The 17,373-nt window shown below is 38.2% G+C and carries 17 protein-coding genes; 13 read left to right on the forward strand and 4 right to left on the reverse strand.

All coding sequences use genetic code 11. The features are described from left to right. Window positions 1–35 precede the first annotated feature (35 nt). Window positions 36–902, reverse strand: coding sequence for a MurR/RpiR family transcriptional regulator (locus PaeCFBP13512_RS06325; protein WP_137221951.1), 867 nt, complete (start codon window positions 900–902; stop codon window positions 36–38). Between the two features lie 314 nt (window positions 903–1,216). Between PaeCFBP13512_RS06325 and PaeCFBP13512_RS06330 the strand changes: the two genes are divergently transcribed. Then, window positions 1,217–2,203 (forward strand): Gfo/Idh/MocA family protein, encoded by a 987-nt coding sequence (locus tag PaeCFBP13512_RS06330; protein ID WP_137221954.1) that lies wholly within the window; start codon window positions 1,217–1,219, stop codon window positions 2,201–2,203. Between the two features lie 138 nt (window positions 2,204–2,341). Here the strand turns inward: PaeCFBP13512_RS06330 and PaeCFBP13512_RS06335 are convergent, their stop codons facing one another. Then, window positions 2,342–3,838: a glycoside hydrolase family 43 protein gene (locus tag PaeCFBP13512_RS06335; protein WP_137221956.1), complete on the reverse strand. Its 1,497-nt coding sequence runs from the start codon at window positions 3,836–3,838 to the stop codon at window positions 2,342–2,344. Window positions 3,839–3,962: 124 nt separating this feature from the next. Continuing rightward, entirely contained in the window at window positions 3,963–4,790 is an 828-nt protein-coding gene (locus tag PaeCFBP13512_RS06340; protein WP_069328848.1) for an AraC family transcriptional regulator, read from the reverse strand. Between the two features lie 147 nt (window positions 4,791–4,937). Between PaeCFBP13512_RS06340 and PaeCFBP13512_RS06345 the strand changes: the two genes are divergently transcribed. The 8 genes from PaeCFBP13512_RS06345 (at window position 4,938) to PaeCFBP13512_RS06380 (ending at window position 11,633) form a co-directional block, all read left to right on the forward strand. Further along, window positions 4,938–5,708 (forward strand): sugar phosphate isomerase/epimerase family protein, encoded by a 771-nt coding sequence (locus PaeCFBP13512_RS06345; RefSeq protein ID WP_069328849.1) that lies wholly within the window; start codon window positions 4,938–4,940, stop codon window positions 5,706–5,708. A gap of 60 nt (window positions 5,709–5,768) precedes the next feature. Beyond that, window positions 5,769–6,788, forward strand: coding sequence for a Gfo/Idh/MocA family protein (locus tag PaeCFBP13512_RS06350; protein WP_069328850.1), 1,020 nt, complete (start codon window positions 5,769–5,771; stop codon window positions 6,786–6,788). 334 nt (window positions 6,789–7,122) lie between these two features. Then, the gene (locus tag PaeCFBP13512_RS06355) at window positions 7,123–7,824 is read left to right on the forward strand and encodes an SDR family oxidoreductase (RefSeq protein ID WP_137221958.1); all 702 of its coding nucleotides are present in this window, start codon (window positions 7,123–7,125) and stop codon (window positions 7,822–7,824) included. Window positions 7,825–7,919: 95 nt separating this feature from the next. Beyond that, complete coding sequence (locus tag PaeCFBP13512_RS06360) at window positions 7,920–8,498, forward strand: TetR/AcrR family transcriptional regulator (protein WP_137221960.1); 579 nt, start codon at window positions 7,920–7,922, stop codon at window positions 8,496–8,498. 217 nt (window positions 8,499–8,715) lie between these two features. Next, entirely contained in the window at window positions 8,716–9,462 is a 747-nt protein-coding gene (locus PaeCFBP13512_RS06365) for a carboxymuconolactone decarboxylase family protein (RefSeq protein WP_206665603.1), read from the forward strand. Window positions 9,463–9,537: 75 nt separating this feature from the next. Next, a complete protein-coding gene (locus tag PaeCFBP13512_RS06370) occupies window positions 9,538–9,933 on the forward strand; it encodes a cupin domain-containing protein (RefSeq protein ID WP_137221962.1) in 396 nt (131 codons plus the stop codon). A 67-nt stretch (window positions 9,934–10,000) separates the two neighbouring features. Continuing rightward, window positions 10,001–10,858 carry an aldo/keto reductase gene (locus PaeCFBP13512_RS06375; RefSeq protein WP_137221964.1) on the forward strand — a complete coding sequence of 286 codons (858 nt, stop codon included), beginning with the start codon at window positions 10,001–10,003 and terminating at the stop codon, window positions 10,856–10,858. 223 nt (window positions 10,859–11,081) lie between these two features. Next, window positions 11,082–11,633 (forward strand): TetR/AcrR family transcriptional regulator, encoded by a 552-nt coding sequence (locus PaeCFBP13512_RS06380; protein ID WP_137221966.1) that lies wholly within the window; start codon window positions 11,082–11,084, stop codon window positions 11,631–11,633. Between the two features lie 104 nt (window positions 11,634–11,737). Here the strand turns inward: PaeCFBP13512_RS06380 and PaeCFBP13512_RS06385 are convergent, their stop codons facing one another. After that, window positions 11,738–12,307, reverse strand: coding sequence for a TetR/AcrR family transcriptional regulator (locus PaeCFBP13512_RS06385; protein WP_137221968.1), 570 nt, complete (start codon window positions 12,305–12,307; stop codon window positions 11,738–11,740). Window positions 12,308–12,469: 162 nt separating this feature from the next. On the opposite strand from PaeCFBP13512_RS06385, the gene PaeCFBP13512_RS06390 reads away from it, so the two are divergent. From PaeCFBP13512_RS06390 to gdhA, 4 genes are all read left to right on the forward strand, one after another. After that, window positions 12,470–12,910: a nuclear transport factor 2 family protein gene (locus PaeCFBP13512_RS06390; protein WP_137221970.1), complete on the forward strand. Its 441-nt coding sequence runs from the start codon at window positions 12,470–12,472 to the stop codon at window positions 12,908–12,910. Between the two features lie 360 nt (window positions 12,911–13,270). Then, a complete protein-coding gene (locus PaeCFBP13512_RS06395) occupies window positions 13,271–14,800 on the forward strand; it encodes a glycoside hydrolase family 43 protein (protein ID WP_137221972.1) in 1,530 nt (509 codons plus the stop codon). Between the two features lie 108 nt (window positions 14,801–14,908). Further along, on the forward strand, window positions 14,909–15,622 hold the full coding sequence (bglS, locus tag PaeCFBP13512_RS06400; RefSeq protein WP_137221974.1) for a beta-glucanase: 714 nt from the start codon (window positions 14,909–14,911) through the stop codon (window positions 15,620–15,622). Between the two features lie 277 nt (window positions 15,623–15,899). Next, entirely contained in the window at window positions 15,900–17,273 is a 1,374-nt protein-coding gene (gdhA, locus tag PaeCFBP13512_RS06405; protein ID WP_137221976.1) for an NADP-specific glutamate dehydrogenase, read from the forward strand. Window positions 17,274–17,373: the final 100 nt, after the last annotated feature.

Raw genomic sequence — 17,373 nt, forward strand, 5'->3', positions numbered from 1 at the left:
GTATTCAGATGAAAGATGGTTTTTCTAGTGATCCTTTAGATATCATCGATCATATGACTACGATTGAATTTGTGTAATGATTCTTCGGTGTTCTTCATATGATGTTTATAATCGATTTTGTACATACAACCATAGATCACATTGAGTACATATTCGAGTGCAATCTGTGAGGAAAAGGTGCCGATCTTCGCTAGCTTGACTTCATCGTCAGGAAGCTCAATACAGATCGTACTGGATCTAGCTAATTCGCCTTGATGATTCGCTGTAATCGTGACCCAGGGAATCTGTTCCTGTTGTAAGTAGCGAGACACTTTGATATAGCTAGGTGAATTGCCATGATACGTTAAAAATAGTGCACAATCACGAGGAGTCACATTCAGTGTATGATGCGCCCATTCAGACAGTTCAGTTGCAATCACAACATACTTATTGATTTTAAATAGTTTATTTTGAAAACTTTTGGCACGAATCTGTGAATCGCCTAGAGCATAAATAAAGATGCGTTCCGCTTGATCTAGTAAATGTGCTGTCTGTGAAAGTACCTCATCCTCGATTAAAGCCAGATTTTTATCAATCGTATTCTTCATTAGATCAGCGATTTCTTTAGCGATCTGTAGTGAAGATTCGCCCAGATTAAAAGGATAATTCACATTCACTTCAGATTCTTGTCCTTGCTGTTGTTGAAATTCGCGTGCTAGACAGATCGTGAATTCTTTGAAACCGGATAATCCCAACTTCTGTGTCAAGCGATGGATCGCTGAGTGAGAAGTATATGTAGCTTTGGCTAATTGCTGAATATTCAAATGAAGCATCTGTTCTTGATGAGTCAAAATATACGCAGCAATACTTTGCTCATTCGGCGTAAATTGTTTCATTTCTGCTAATTGTGAAAGTAATCTCAAAAACTCAACTCCAGTTCTTACAAAATACTTATATTGTATAGCATTTTAGGATATGACTTGAACATTTTGTTCAGAAATTGACGGTGATGTAGGCTAATAAATGGTCAAATATCCCGTTATGTGTCTGTTTTCTTTATCTTGTGGATTCTTCTTTTATAATAAAGAAACATCTATATGAATAATCAGTCGATCATGGTCAATACGCAATAATCTATCTGTGCAATCTACACCGATAATAGCACAGATAGGAGGAACGATCATCAATCATCCAAAAGCATAAACATATTAGAATAAGGAATAGAGAGGGGTATATGATGAAGTTAGGGATTGTAGGATCAGGAATGATTGTTGAAGATGTACTTAGCTTTATTAAAGATATTCCAGCGATTCGTCTACAAGCGATCTGTGCGAGAGCAGGTCATGAAGAGAAATTAGCCCAGTGGCAAGTTCAGTATCAGATCTCTCAGGTGTATATAGAATATGATCAATTGCTTGCGGATCAGCAGGTAGATACCGTTTATATTGGACTGCCTAATCATCTGCATTATTCTTATGCCAAGCAAGCATTAGAACAAGGTAAACATGTGATTTGTGAGAAACCTTTTACATCGAATCTACAAGAGTTGCTAGAACTTAAAGAAATTGCTTTGCGTCAACATTTGGTACTGGTTGAAGCAATCTCTAATCAATATCTCAAAAATACGATAGCGATCAAAGAGCAATTAAAGACACTAGGCGATATCAAAATCGTACAGTGTAATTATTCTCAATTCTCGTCACGTTACTCCAGGTTCAAAGCAGGGGAGATGTTACCCGCGTTCAATCCTGCGATGTCAGGCGGAGCGTTAATGGATATCAATTTGTATAATATCCATCTAGTGGTTGGTTTATTTGGAGTTCCACATGCAGTACATTACCATGCCAATATAGAGCGCGGTATCGACACCTCAGGTATATTGCTACTGGATTATGATCATTTCAAATGTGTATGTATAGGTTCCAAAGATACGAATGCACCTAATCAAACGCATATTCAAGGCGATCAAGGTTATATGACGATTGAAGGTTCGACTAATATCATGGATCATTTCGATTATGTTGCCCATTCAAAGCCTGCTGTACGAATAGATGTCAAAGACCATCCTCATCGTATGTATGATGAATTTGTCGAGTTCGAACGGATCATTCAACAACAAGATTTGCTCAAAGTGTCTGAAATGCTTGATCATAGCGAGAAAGTAATGAATGTAATTGAACAAGCCAAATCTTCTACTGGACTTGTATTTGGTACAGATGTATAAGCCTCTCAAGCCATAATGATGTATTCCTAATATCACCAACAAGTTAAAAAGAGTACCGATCCTTGAATCTCAAGATCGGTACTCTTTGATTTTGTCCAAATGTATTCAATTGGAGAAGATTTGCTTATAGAGGCGTTCCTAATCGATATATTCACATTTGAAATTTGAAAATACAGCGGGATGACCTGCTTGTTGATGAGTAGCATACAATCCAATCAGCACACCTGTAAATCCTCCGGCAACTTCTGAAGACAGATACTTGGTCTGAGCTGTTCCTAGTAGAATTTCTTCACCTTCGATAACAGTAAAAAAGTGATAACAGGTCGGTTCAGCTTTGATAAGTAGTGAAGCACTATTACTTGTTAATACAACTGTTTGCTGTACCGATTTGATATCTTGCGTGTTGAGACGTTCGATCACTTCATAGTGATCCTGTTGCCCACGTATCGCTAACTCATAATGATGATGTTCATCCATATACAACGTTATGCCTGCTTCTCCATCGGTAATCTCCACATCACAAGTGATCACTGCACGGAAATCTTTTTGACGTAGACCGATAAAGGTTGGAGAAAGAGGTTGATCCAATGTAATATCAGTTCCTGTTAGCATTAGACTATGATCAGTGAATTGATAGTTTTCAGTCTGCGGGAAGCGAAGGTAACACCAATCTAGATTCCAATTCGTATTTTCAAACGTGAATATCCGCTGCTCATGTTGAATAATATCATTTGATATCCGATCGGTCTCAAAGCTAGACCGTGTTGTCCCATTATGCCCGGCGGTAAACCAACCTTCTTCATCAAATGTCACCGGCGTAAGAAAGACTTCACGTCCTAGATGATGATACGTCAGCCATTGACCGATCTGACGAAATCCCAGATGATACAACCACCAATTCCCATTATTATCTTCGATCAGATCCCCATGACCCACAGCCTGTAATTCATAACCCCCTAGATTACGATTGGTTAAGACGGGATTATGTGCATAAGCTTCAAATGGACCTGACACAGACGTTGATCGTGCATAGGTCGCCATATGACCATATTCTGTACCGCCTTCAGCTACGAGCAGATAATACCAATGGTTGATTTTGTACATATGTGGACTTTCAATATAGCGACCCCCTGAACCTTGCCAGATCATACGACTAGGTGTTAGCTTTTCACCTGTAGTGATATTAATTTGACACTGGACTACACCATGAATACCATTTTCATCTTGTCCATTACTCATAAAATACGTCTGATCTTCTTCAAAATACAAATCAGGATCAATACCACCTTGATCCACTTCAATAGGCTCAGACCATTCTCCATAAATATCATCTGTCCAGACAAAAAAGTTCTGACGTGTGCTGTCATTGGTCGTTACCATATAGAATCGACCCTTATAATGACGTAGAGTAGGAGCGAACACACCCCCTGAACTTTTCACTTCACCTAGATCCACTTGAGTCGTACGAGTTAGACAGTGACTGATCTGCTTCCAATTGATTAGATCTTGGCTTTCAAAAATCGGTACACCGGGAAAATACTGAAAAGTACTGGTTGCTAAATAATACGTATCGCCTACTTTACAGACACTTGGATCAGGGTAAAAGCCTTTAATAATAGGATTGTTATATTTCATAATAGACCACCTATGTAGAATGGATCACCAGCGTAACCATCGTACAGTTTCCTTTCCAGAGTAATATGACAGACTGATCATAGCATGATTACGCTTTCAAAAAAAGAAGATAAGGCATACTGCCTTATCCGTTCATTTGTTCTACCTTGTAGAGTTCTATTATAGGGTTAGACGCTCTGTATTCTACAGGAGACATACCGAATTGATTACGGAACACACGGTGGAAATAAGAATAACTGGCAAATCCACATGTCTCTGCAATATGTTCAAGTGTCATTTCGCTATATTGAATTTGCTCAATTGCAGCTTTGAGACGAATTTCAATCGCATATTGAATCATCGTTTTACCATAATGTTCTTTAAATAATTTGACAGCCCTTGAAAGGCTAAGCCCTGCATATCTGGCGGCTTCTTCTAATTTGAAAGTCACTGTAGCATGTTCTTCGATAAACCGCTTTAGCAAAAGAGTTGCTGAGCCTTTACGATTCATTTGTACTGTATCGCTAATCGCACGATCAATATACAGACACAAGCTACGTAACAGTACATCTTCTAATTCAGTATCTTCTTCAGGAAGCCCGCGCCGCTTTTCCAATAAAAGATTGTGCCATAATCCGATCAATTTACTTTCGGTTCCAATAGAGTATACAGTAGAGCGTGGTTGGCGTTGCCACCATTCATCAATCCATGTGCCTTGACAGAACAAGTAATAATCTCCGCTAGATAATCCATCTTTTTTAGCCGGTTCTTGTACAACCAGATGATAATCATCTCCCGGTTTGAGTAACAGCAAATCGCCACTTTTTAATACATAACGATTTCCACAGGTGAAAGCTTCACAACTGCCCTCTGTCTGCAAGCGGAAAATGTAATGTTGTAAGCCACTTTTTATATGATGATTGAATGCTTTGTAATGATATGAATGATCACAGATCAAAAGAGATGTGTCCAAAATAATCCCCCTAGCTAAAAGTTGAGCAAATAGTTCATGTTTTTACGATATTGTGTATGTTCATTTTAGCGTGTCTTGTTCTAAAATAATAGATGAAAGATAACTCTTACACATAGAATAAAAATAATCCAAAGAGGTGCTTTTGACATGACAACATTAAATATTGGTCTGCAATTATTTACACTCCGTGATGAGACAGCTAAAGATTTCCCGGGAACGTTACGTAAAGTTGCTGAGCTTGGCTATCAAGGTGTAGAATTTGCAGGTTATGGCGATATTCCGGCTGAAGAAATGAAGGCGCTCTTAGACGAACTTGGACTCAAAGGATTCAGTAGCCATGTTCCTTTACAATCGATGCGCGATAATTTGCAAAAAGAAATCGATTATTTAAAAGTAATCGGTGCTCAGTATATGATCTGTCCTTATATTATGCCAGAAGATCGTCCGCAAAGCAGTGAGGAATGGGGCGCATTATTTACAGAGTTACAACAATTTGGTGCAGAAGCAAGCAAACAAGGATTAACGTTTGGTTATCACAACCATGATTTTGAATTCCACGGTGCATTCAAAGACACGAACGCATTTGATGGTATGTTTGCTGAAACCACTCCAGAAGCTGTACAAGTAGAAATGGACGTGTGTTGGGTACAGTTTGCAGGACAAGATCCTTTAGAATATATTCAAAAGTATGCAGGACGCTTGCCACTTCTTCATCTTAAAGACTTTGACAAAGATGAGCAGGGTCAAATGAAAACATTAGAATTGGGACAAGGAATTGTAAACTTGCCACAAGTGATTGAACAAGCAGGTAAAGCAGGCGTACAATGGCTCATCGTAGAACAAGATGTGTGTCAGAATCCACCTCTTGAAAGCGTGTCCAACAGCTATAACTGGCTTAAACAAAATTACTTAAATTAATCCAATATCTATCAGTACACATACATCCAATCGATATCCAATAAAAGGAGACTATTATTTATGAACAAGATTAAAGTAGCTGTATTCGGTTGCGGAGCTATCGCTCAGCGTAGACATATTCCAGAATATGCAGAAAATCAACATGTCGAATTGGTCGCTTTTGCCGATCCTAACCTTGAACGTGCACAAGAAATGGTTGAACTATACGGCGGTAAAGCGTATGCAAGCTATGAAGAAATTTTGGCTAACGAAGATATCGATGCAGTCAGTGTATGTACACCGAACTATTTGCATGCTCCAATGACGATTGCAGCGGCTAATGCCGGTAAACACGTATTGGTTGAAAAGCCGATGGCTTGTTCGATTGAAGAAGCAGAGCAAATGATCGAAGCTGCTCACAAAAATAATGTATATTTGATGGTTGGACATAACCAGCGCTTAATGCCTCCTCACGTGAAAGCGAAAGAAATTTTGGATTCTGGCAAATTAGGTAAAGTCCTAACGTTCCGTACCTCTTTCGGACATCCAGGTCCTGAAGCATGGAGTGTAGACGGAGCAGATAGCTGGTTTTTCCGTAAAGAAGAAGCTATTATGGGTGCAATGGGCGATCTAGGCGTACACAAATCCGATTTTATCCGTTACTTATTAAATGATGAAGTAGCTGATGTTGCTAGCTTTATCGGCACATTGCACAAAGAAGGTACAGAAGTTGATGACAACGCAACTTGCTTGTTACGTATGAAGAGCGGAGCAATCGGAACACTGGTAGCAAGTTGGACACAGTACAAAGGCGGAGACAACAGTACAATCTTGTGGTGTGAAAATGGTGTGATGAAGATCGGTACTGTGGAAGGTAACGAAGTCATTGTAGAATTAACAGATGGAACAGTAGAAACGTACCAAGTAGGTATGATGTCTACCAATGAGAAACAAGTTCCAAGTGGCGTTATTGATGCATTTGTAGAGTCTATTACTACGAATACACCTCCTACAATTTCTGGCGAAGAAGGTTTGCGTGCCGTTAAAGTGATTTTGGGTGCTTTTGAATCACAGAAAACAGGACGTGTCGTACAATTGTAATCTTTTAGCAAATAGTGCAGAAAGACCGTGACTTCTCTATAGAAGCTCGGTCTTTTTTTATATTTAACTACGTAGAACTACATTCTTAGTTATTCATTTGTTTATATGGAATAGAAATACAAGCGTGACTACAATAAAACTTCTATATTTAAGGGCATAGAAAAAGAACCTCAAAATAATAGTTGACTGATCGTTCTCAAATAAACTATACTTTACTCATCGGGAACGATCATTCTCGAAAGAGTTTACTTTTAGATTATTCATAAAGTATTCGTAAGAAATTATTTTTTTGACAAATTGAGAACGATCATTCTATATGAGGAGTAGTGAAAAAATGGATATTTCAAAACAAGTTGTTATCGTTAGTGGTGCTAATCGAGGTTTGGGTAAACAGTTGGCTCTTGAGCTTTTGGCAAGAGGAGCTAAAGTATATGCAGGAGCAAGAAATCCAGAATCTTTCGTTCTACCAGGAGCTATTCCATTACAATTGGATATCACCAATCCTCAATCTGTAATGACAGCCACTGAAATCGCAAGTGATGCAACAGTGCTTATCAATAATGCAGGGTCATCAACAGGAGCTTCTTTATTAACAGGCAGTTTAGAAGATATTCATATCGAATTTAATACTCATGCGTTCGGAGCCCTTTCGATGATTCGTGCATTTGCACCTGTTATTGAAAAAAATGGCGGAGGTTCAATCCTAAATATCTTATCTGTATTGTCTTGGGTTAGTACAGGTCAAGAAGGTGCATATGCTGCTGCCAAAGCTGCTGAATGGGGATTAACGAATGTGTTACGTCTTGAATTAGCGCCTAAAAATATTAAAGTCGCTGGATTACACGTAGGCTTTATGGATACCGATATGACTACTCATGTGGATGCACCAAAATCGTCTCCACAAGACATTGCTAAAATCGCAATTGATGGAATCGAAGCTGATCTTTACGAGATTATTGCTGATTCTATCAGTCAACAAGTGCAACAAGGGCTTGCTGGAGGAGTTCCTGCTCTATATCCACAACTATTTCAATAAAATCGGATCGTTAATCTATTGATATATTTCCTGTTCGAAGCTTTCTTTACTTAACGTTCTCAATATGTTACATTCTTCGTATTGGGGGGAGTTTTGTGTCAAGAAGCAAAGAATTTGACGTTAATGAAGTATTAGATAAAGCTATGATTTTGTTTTGGGAGCAAGGTTATGAGAAAACATCGATGAGTGATCTAGTCACACGTATGGGTATTCATCGTAGAAGTTTATATGATACATTTGGCGATAAGCACTCACTATTTCTGCAAGCGATCACTCGTTATATGGGCAAAGTGCAAGCGAATCTCACAAGTGAAATCAAGCCATCCCAAACGGCAACAGAAGCATTATATTCTATTTTTCAATTTATGGTTACAGATCAAGAGGATTTGCCATCCGGTTGCTTGTTAGTCAATTCAGTAACAGAACTGGCTGCCCGCGATGCAGAAGTAAATGCCAAGTCGATCGAATCATTTAAAGGAACAGAAGATATGCTTGAACAGATTATTCTGTGGGGTCAACAGGATGGCGAATTCACTACCAAACAGAGTGCTAAAGAACTAGCCGAATATCTGCATACCGTGTCGATCGGTATACGCGTGATGGGAAGATCTTCTGTAGACAAAGCCAAGTTATTGCATATCGTAGGTGTATCTATAGACTTATTAAAAAGTTAACATTATATATTAACAAATTATTTATACATTTAAAGTCGCTCATGTAGCGGCTTTTTTTTGTGTTATATGGGCTTAATATTCACTTCTAAAGGCATTAAGAGAATTAGGCAATCATTTAAGATAATCGGGATATTAGGATAAGGGTCTTATGAGTCATAATAGTCATATGGGGAAAAATACTATGACTTACATCAATACAAAGAAAGGATGTAGATATATGGATAATCATTATGCTCACGAGAAAATGTTCCTAAATAATTTATCACTTTTAGCGCAAACAGATCCTGAATTTATGGAGCGCTTTGAACATTTTGCATACCATGAAGTAGTGAATCAAGATGATCTGGATGATCGTACTCGAATGATGGCGATCATCGCTACATTAATCGGATGCCAGGGAATCGATGAATTCAAAGGTATCCTTCCAACTGCCCTTCATGTAGGTGTCACTCCTATAGAAGTCAAGGAAATTGTATATCAGTCTGTAGCTTATCTCGGCATAGGACGTGTTCTACCGTTTTTACATGCTACTAATGATATTTTGACTGCGCAAGGTGTAGAGTTGCCTTTGCCTTCTCAATCAACTACTACTATCGCCAATCGTTTAACATCAGGTATTCAAGCACAGGTAGATATTTTTGGTGACCACATGCAAGACTTTTGGAAATCAGGTGCGGAAGAAACTCAGCATATTAATGAGTGGCTAGCAACTAATTGCTTTGGCGATTATTATACTCGAACAGGTTTGGATCATTTGCAAAGAGAAATGATTACGTTTTGCTTTCTAGCTGCACAAGGAGGTTGTGAACCTCAATTAATCAGTCATGCGACCGCTAATATGAGGCTCGGTCAGAATAAATCTTTTCTGATTAAGATCATTTCTCAGTGTCTTCCTTATATCGGGTATCCACGTAGTCTCAATGCGCTACGATGTGTAGAAGAAGCCTCTCAGAAATCAGAATAACGAGATCGATGATTCGTTTGCAGTATTTGATTGTAACTACTATATAGAACCATAAATAGAAAGTAGGGATTGATGATGGAAAACGAACAATTACAAAACAGTACCATTTTTCCTTTAGGTGAAAAAGTAAAAGCCAACTTTGTAGGCGATGCTTATTTGCAAATGGTCTTTACAGATGCGACTCCTTTAAATACAGCGATTGGTAATGTAACCTTCGCTCCGGGTGCTCGTAATAACTGGCATTCTCATCATGTGGGTCAAGTCTTATTAGTCACTGGTGGTAAAGGATGGTATCAAGCCGAAGGACAGCCTGCTCAATCGCTTCAGACAGGTGATGTTGTGAATATTCCAGCTGATGTAAAACACTGGCATGGCGCAACTAAAGACAGCTGGTTTGTTCATTTAGCGATGACTCCAGGAGAAACCGATTGGCTAGAGCCGGTAGAAGATGAGTGGTTCAACCGTTTATAATACAACAATCTTATAAATCACTACTGTACAAAATAGAATTTTAAAATAACAGATGAGGTGAATCAATATGGAATACGTAACATTAAATAATGGAGTTAAAATGCCGATTTTGGGATATGGTGTGTATCAAATTCCCGATCAAGCAGAATGTGAACAATGCGTACTGGATGCTATCAGTGTAGGGTATCGTTCAATTGATACTGCTCAAGCTTATAGAAATGAAGAAGCGGTTGGTCGTGCAATTCAGAAGAGTGGAGTGCCTAGAGAAGAATTATTTATCACCACTAAAGTCTGGATTTCCAATGCAGGTTATGAAAAAGCGAAAGCTTCTATAGACGAATCTCTTCGCAAGCTTCAATTAGATTATCTAGATCTGCTATTGATCCATCAACCGTTTAATGATTATTATGGTACTTACCGTGCTATGGAAGAGTACTATAAAGCAGGCAAAATCAAAGCGATCGGAGTCAGCAACTTCTATCCTGACCGCTATATTGATCTGGTGAAATTTGCTGAAGTAGTACCTGCGGTAAATCAAGTCGAGACCCATGTTTTTAACCAACAAATCCAAGCGAATGAAATTATGAAAAAATACAATACACAGATTGAATCGTGGGGTCCTTTTGCAGAAGGTAAAAATGATCTATTCACTAATCCTACTTTACAAGAAATTGGGGAGCAATATCATAAATCGACTGCTCAAGTTGCCTTACGCTTTTTGATTCAACAAGGGATAGTCGTCATTCCCAAAACGGTTAACAAAGAACGAATGGAACAAAACTTTAACGTGTTTGATTTTGAATTGAGCGCGCAAGATATGGAAAAATTAATCGCTTTAGATACAGAGAAAAGTTCATTCTTCTCTCACTCTGATCCAGCAACGGTTGAAATGTTAACCGATTATGCTAAAAAAGGATTGGAATAAGATCAATACTAACAGCATGCATAGTTATAGCATCGGATAACGTACAGAAGCTAGTAGAGTTGCTTTTTAAAAAAGCACTTTACTAGCTTTTTATGTATACCTATTAGAAAGAGTATTATAAAATGGACTACAATTGATGTTTTTGCGACAACTGTCTATAATTTATAATCAATGTGTTGCATGTGTATTGTGAATGATATAGAGAAGGATGTGTTGAGTTCTGATTGTTAAAGTAGATCGAAGAGTACTGCGCACCCAAGAAGCGATTAAGAAAGCACTTTTGGAACTGATGTCAGAAAAGAAATTCGATAGTATTACGATTCAAGATATTGCAGATCGAGCCAATATCAATCGTGCTACAGTGTATCTTCATTATCTGGATAAATTTGATCTGTTGGATAAAATGATTGAGGAGCATATTGTGAATATGTCTACGATCTGCGAGACAGAAGCTGATCTTGACTGGTTCGAATCTACAGTACATTGTATCGAATACTTAGAAGAAAATTATTTATTCTTTTCGATTATGTTAGCGAGTGAAGGAGCTTCTTTTTTCCGTAATCAATTTGTAGAACATAATATTAAAGAGTTCAAAAAAGATATCGATATCACTACAGGAAAAAATAAAGGGCAGAATGAGGAAATCCTCGCCGAGTTCGTAGCTAATGCTTATGTTGGCGTAGTGGAATGGTGGATCAAAAATGAGATGCCTTACTCACCTAGAGAAATGGCAGAAAAAGTAGGCGATCTATTGGAAAGAGTTGTAGAATCTTAAATCTAGGGCTCTAGAATAATAACTCATCACATCAAAAAGAACGACTCCATATAGGTAGTCGTTCTTTTTTGTCGTAGAGACGTAACGGAGTAACAAAGTTGAAGCTAATGAATGACTTGATTACGCTTTAATAATCCCCACAATTGATCAGATATCTCATCAGGTGACTGAGGCATCTGATTGACAATCCACCATTCGATCGTGCCTACAAAAGCAGAAGCCATAAAATGAGTAATAAATTCTTTATTATAGGGTTTATTATCATCTTCCATATTAATATGCATTCTAATATTCTCGATCACAATATCCAGTAAGCGCTGACGGAAAGTAGGAACCCCTTTATTCGCAAACATAGAAGCATAGAATGTATAGTGTTCTTCAAAATAATGAACAATCGGGAGCAACGAAGATTGTAATAGATCGATCGTGTTTCCATTAGCATCAATGGTTGTACTTACCATACTCATTTTATTCAAGTAGACCTCGATACACCGATCTAGTAAATCATATTTATCTGTGTAATGAAAATAGATCGTCCCTCGATTTACATTAGCTCGCTCAGCAATTTCATTGATTGTAATCTCTTCGAAATTCTTTTCCGCAATCAAAGAAAGAAACGATTGAAAGATAGCATCCTTTGTTTTGACGATTCTTCGATCTACTTTTGTACTCATGTCTATTCCTCCATTCCAAGATATCTAACAGATCGATGGCTTCTGTTGAATATCCTACAAAAAGCGCTAGATTAACGATTGAACGTACTCCAATACTTCTTATAATAAGCAATAGGACGTACATCTGCAAAACAAATATACCATTTAAAGGAGGGTGACATCATGTCACTAGAACGTTTAGAAGCCGTATCCGAATTAAGAAGCTTGGTCGATGATTATGCCATTTTAACTGATGAGAAGAAGATTTCAGAGCAAATGAATTTATTTACACCTGATGCGAAATTCACTATTTATATAGGTGGTCAATTGACTTCAACCATCACTGGAACAGAATCATTAGAAAAAGAATTTATGACCCATGTGAATGAGATCAAGTGTTATTTTACTATCAATGGACAGCATAAAGTAACCGTGAACGGAGATACTGCCGAAGGAATCGTATTTTCGCAAATGAAAGTCATTCGAGAAGAACAGGGAGTCGATATTCTATCCGATTATAGTATTCGATATGATGACGTGTATGTACGTCAAAACGGAGCATGGTTAATACAAGAACGCGCAGAATACATGATTATGATTGAATCTAGACCATTACAATCTTAAACTAAAATCCTAAACAAAAGAGCTGATGGATAACTTCCTCGGCTCTTTTTTACGTTGTTTTCTTATTCGTTTTAGATAGCGTTATTTTTATATGTCAGAATGTTGTTATATTGCAGAGGTCATGTTATGATTATGCCGAATAAAACATTATCTTCAATTTAATACATATTTAACCTTTTCAACCTTACCCATGCGCTGATATTCTTGGATGCGCTTTTTATATGCATACAAATGTAAGCGTTATCAAATGGCATTTTAATGTCTGTTTTCTCGCAGGTACAAGTCTGAGTATATTCTTTCTTATACACAAAGTAACGAATAGCTCAGCTTTATACCATATAAAATAACGGAGGTATTCAGATGATCAGAAAATGTTTCGGTTTGTTCCTTGCTGTCGCTTTAGTATTCAGTGTCTTTTCTACATTACCTGTAGATGCTGCAAATCGACCATTAGCCAAGCTTCCTGGTAATTCCAATCCTTTAATGGATCACAAATTAGGAGCTGACCCTTATTCATTGGTCTATAACGGAAGAGTCTATGTTTATATGTCCAGTGATACCTACGTGTATAACAGTGATGGCTCGATTAAAGAAAATGATTTTAGTTCACTTGATCGTATTCAAGTCAGCTCTTCCGCAGACATGGTCAATTGGACTGATCATGGAACAATACCTGTCGCTGGAGTAAATAACAAAAATGGTGGCAAAGGTATAGCGAAATGGGCTGGCAATTCATGGGCTCCAGCAGTAGCTACCAAAAAAATAAATGGTAAAGATAAATTCTTTTTATATTTCGCTAATGGTGGATCAGGAATTGGTGTTTTGACCGCAGACTCACCGATTGGACCATGGACAGACCCACTTGGCAAAGCGCTATTAACCCAAAGTACACCGGGCATGGCGGGAGTAACATGGCTTTTCGATCCTGCTGTTCTTTTAAATGATGATGGTACAGGATACTTGTATAGCGGAGGAGGTATCCCTAATGAATCTAATCCAGCTTCTATCGCTAATCCGAAAACAGCTAGAGTGATCAAATTAGGAGCTGATATGATCAGTGTCAATGGTAGTGCGACTACAATCGATGCTCCCTATATGTTTGAAGATTCAGGGATTCATAAGTACAACGGAAAATACTATTATTCCTACTGTATTAATTTTGCCGGTACCCATCCTGCACAATATCCAGCAGGGGAGATCGGTTATATGGTAAGTGATAATCCGATGGGACCTTTTACGTACAAAGGTCATTTTCTGAAAAATCCGTACAACTTCTTCGGCGTAGGTGGGAACAACCATCATGCTGTCTTTAATTTTAAAAACGAATGGTATGTCGTATATCATGCGCAAACCGTAAGTAAAGCTCAAATTGGCACAGGAAAAGGATATCGTTCTCCACATATCAATAAATTAGTACACAATGCAGATGGCAGTATTGCTGAAGTACAAGCGAATATGGCTGGTATCGCTCAACTATCGAATATCAATCCTTATACCCGGGTGGAAGCAGAGACGATTGGATGGCAAGCAGGTATTGCTACAGAGCCTACACAAGCAAGCGGTGGCCCGATTAGCAATCTCAATGTGACCAATATTAATAATGGAGATTGGGTCGCTGTTGGCAGAGCAGACTTCGGTTCTAATGGAGCCAAAACATTCAAAGCGAATGTAGCGACGACGGGTGGAGGCAATATTGAAGTACGACTGGATAGTGACACAGGTCCTCTGGTAGGTACTTTGAAAGTAACTTCCACTGGAGGTATGCAGAACTGGAAAGAGATGCAGACAACGATTAATAATGTGACTGGTATTCATAATGTATACCTCGTATTTACAGGCTCAGGAAATGCGAATCTATTCAATCTGGATTACTGGCAGTTCGCTTCCTAATAGATCCAACTGATGTTTTACGATTGGGTCTCTAGTAGACGATCTTCGATGTTGCTGGAGACCGTATTTAGAATATGGATTTTATCTTATATTAAGATGGAGGTATTTATGAAAAAGAAATCTTGGATAACGTTGGCAGCTACAGGGGTTATTTCACTATTTGTCTCGGTAAGTGCATTTGCAGGAACAGTCTTCTGGGAACCACTGACTTATTTTAATGCAAGCACATGGCAAAAAGCAGATGGATACTCTAATGGAGATATGTTCAATTGTACATGGCGTGGTAATAATGCTAATTTTACAAGCGATGGTAAGCTTAGACTAGGATTGACAAGTTCAGCAGCCAACAAGTTCGATTGTGCAGAATACCGTTCGACTAACAAATACAAATACGGTAAGTATGAAGTGAGTATGAAGCCTGCCAAAAACACAGGTATTATATCTTCCTTCTTTACGTACACAGGACCTACAGATGGAACACCGTGGGATGAGATTGATATTGAGTTTCTAGGTAAAGATACGACTAAAGTACAATTCAATTATTATACCAATGGTGTCGGGAATCATGAAAAAGTCATTAATTTGGGCTTTGATGCTTCACAAGGCTTCCATACGTATGCTTTCGACTGGCAGCCTAATTCAATCAAATGGTATGTCGATGGCGTACTCAAGCATACCGCAACCACCAATATTCCAACCAATGCAGGTAAAATTATGATGAATATCTGGAATGGTAAAGGAGTAGACGACTGGTTAGGGTCTTATAATGGAGCGAATCCATTATATGCAGAATATGATTGGGTGAAATACACCAGTAATTAATGATGATAGAAGAGGCGGCCTTATAGGGCTGTCTCTTCTTTTTTTGGAACAAATTAAACTGTTTTATATAGCTTTTATCATTACATTTTGTTTATAACGGATACGTAGCTTTACGGAAAAAAATCCGCATTACATAAACATATGGATGCTGTAGATTATAAAAATAGTTTATGCATGTACAAACAAATGATTGCGTATATAGGTGTTACTATCTATAATAATTTAAAGCTTACTTGAATCTTACATGATAATAAATATCAATAAGGGGTGCATACTTATGAGTCAATTGATAACCGAAGTCCAACCAGATGTTGAAACCTACATACAATCTATTTACCAAACAGTCGTCCAACGCAATCCTCATGAGGTCGAGTTTCATCAAGCTGTCAGCGAGTTTCTGGAAAGTATGGCACCTGTGATTAAAAAGCACCCTGAATATCAGAAATATGCTATTTTAGAGCGAATTGTAGAACCCGAACGTCTTATTTCATTTCGTGTTCCGTGGGTAGACGATCAAGGAAAAGTACAGGTAAATCGTGGATTTCGTGTGCAATTCAATAGTACACTTGGACCTTATAAAGGAGGTCTACGTTTTCACAAAAGTGTAAATGCTAGTATTATTAAATTTCTTGGATTTGAACAGACTTTTAAGAATGCCTTAACCGGTCAGCCCATTGGTGGCGGTAAAGGTGGTTCTGATTTTGATCCGAAAGGGAAATCAGATCTTGAAATTATGCGTTTCTGTCAAAGCTTTATGACAGAGCTATATAAATATATGGGTTCAGATGTCGATGTCCCTGCTGGAGATATCGGTGTGGGTGGACGAGAGATTGGCTTTCTTTTCGGGCAATACAAAAGAATCCGTAGCGGTAATGAACCTGGTGTATTAACAGGAAAAGGAATTGGTTACGGTGGTAGTCTAGGTCGGACAGAAGCAACGGGTTACGGATGTATCTACTTTTTGCAAGAAATGCTTGCTTCACAAGGTTTAGAATTAGCGGGTCGTCAGACCGTTGTGTCAGGTAGTGGGAATGTTTCGATTTTTGCTATACAAAAAGCTCAAGAACTAGGCGCACATGTTGTCGCTTGTAGTGATTCTAGTGGTTATATTTTTGATCCAAATGGCATTCAGTTGAATACGGTGAAGCAGATTAAGCTTGTAGAGGCAGGAAGAATTAGCGATTATACACTTCATCATCCAGAAGCATCTTATTATGAAGGAAGTACAAACATTTGGAATGTTGATTGTGAAATTGCACTTCCATGCGCCACACAAAATGAACTGAATGAAGTAGCAGCACGTCAGCTCATCGATAACGGTGTAATTGCAATCGCTGAAGGGGCGAATATGCCATCCACTTTGGAGGCCGTTCATATTCTTTTAGCGAATAATATTCTATTTGCTCCAGGCAAAGCAGCCAATGCAGGTGGAGTAGCTGTATCTGCTCTTGAAATGGCTCAAAATAGTATGCGCTTATCATGGAGCTTCGATGAAGTAGATGGACGTCTCAAAAAGATTATGCAACATATTTATCAAGATAGCATTGAAGCAGCCGAAGACTATGGATTCGAAGGGAATCTGGTTGCAGGATCCAATATTGCAGGTTTCAAAAAAGTCGCTGAAGCAATGATTGCTCAAGGTATTGTTTAAATAAAAGAAAATTTATATGATAAATGATTTCAATCTCCCAAAAACATTGTGTAAACTATACAAGTAATTAACAACAAGCAAAAAAGAGACAGTCTTTAAA

Origin of the sequence: Paenibacillus sp. CFBP13512, from assembly GCF_005233705.1 — a bacterium.
Lineage (GTDB): Bacteria > Bacillota > Bacilli > Paenibacillales > Paenibacillaceae > Saccharibacillus > Saccharibacillus nuruki.

Coding starts and splice junctions, on each gene's coding strand:
- PaeCFBP13512_RS06350 (WP_069328850.1), top strand. CDS start 5,769: ATGAACAAGATTAAAGTAGCTGTATTCGGTTGCGGAGCTATCGCTCAG.
- PaeCFBP13512_RS06385 (WP_137221968.1), bottom strand. CDS start 12,307: ATGAGTACAAAAGTAGATCGAAGAATCGTCAAAACAAAGGATGCTATC.
- PaeCFBP13512_RS06335 (WP_137221956.1), bottom strand. CDS start 3,838: ATGAAATATAACAATCCTATTATTAAAGGCTTTTACCCTGATCCAAGT.
- PaeCFBP13512_RS06355 (WP_137221958.1), top strand. CDS start 7,123: ATGGATATTTCAAAACAAGTTGTTATCGTTAGTGGTGCTAATCGAGGT.
- PaeCFBP13512_RS06370 (WP_137221962.1), top strand. CDS start 9,538: ATGGAAAACGAACAATTACAAAACAGTACCATTTTTCCTTTAGGTGAA.
- bglS (WP_137221974.1), top strand. CDS start 14,909: ATGAAAAAGAAATCTTGGATAACGTTGGCAGCTACAGGGGTTATTTCA.
- PaeCFBP13512_RS06365 (WP_206665603.1), top strand. CDS start 8,716: ATGGATAATCATTATGCTCACGAGAAAATGTTCCTAAATAATTTATCA.
- gdhA (WP_137221976.1), top strand. CDS start 15,900: ATGAGTCAATTGATAACCGAAGTCCAACCAGATGTTGAAACCTACATA.
- PaeCFBP13512_RS06345 (WP_069328849.1), top strand. CDS start 4,938: ATGACAACATTAAATATTGGTCTGCAATTATTTACACTCCGTGATGAG.
- PaeCFBP13512_RS06390 (WP_137221970.1), top strand. CDS start 12,470: ATGTCACTAGAACGTTTAGAAGCCGTATCCGAATTAAGAAGCTTGGTC.
- PaeCFBP13512_RS06375 (WP_137221964.1), top strand. CDS start 10,001: ATGGAATACGTAACATTAAATAATGGAGTTAAAATGCCGATTTTGGGA.
- PaeCFBP13512_RS06395 (WP_137221972.1), top strand. CDS start 13,271: ATGATCAGAAAATGTTTCGGTTTGTTCCTTGCTGTCGCTTTAGTATTC.
- PaeCFBP13512_RS06330 (WP_137221954.1), top strand. CDS start 1,217: ATGAAGTTAGGGATTGTAGGATCAGGAATGATTGTTGAAGATGTACTT.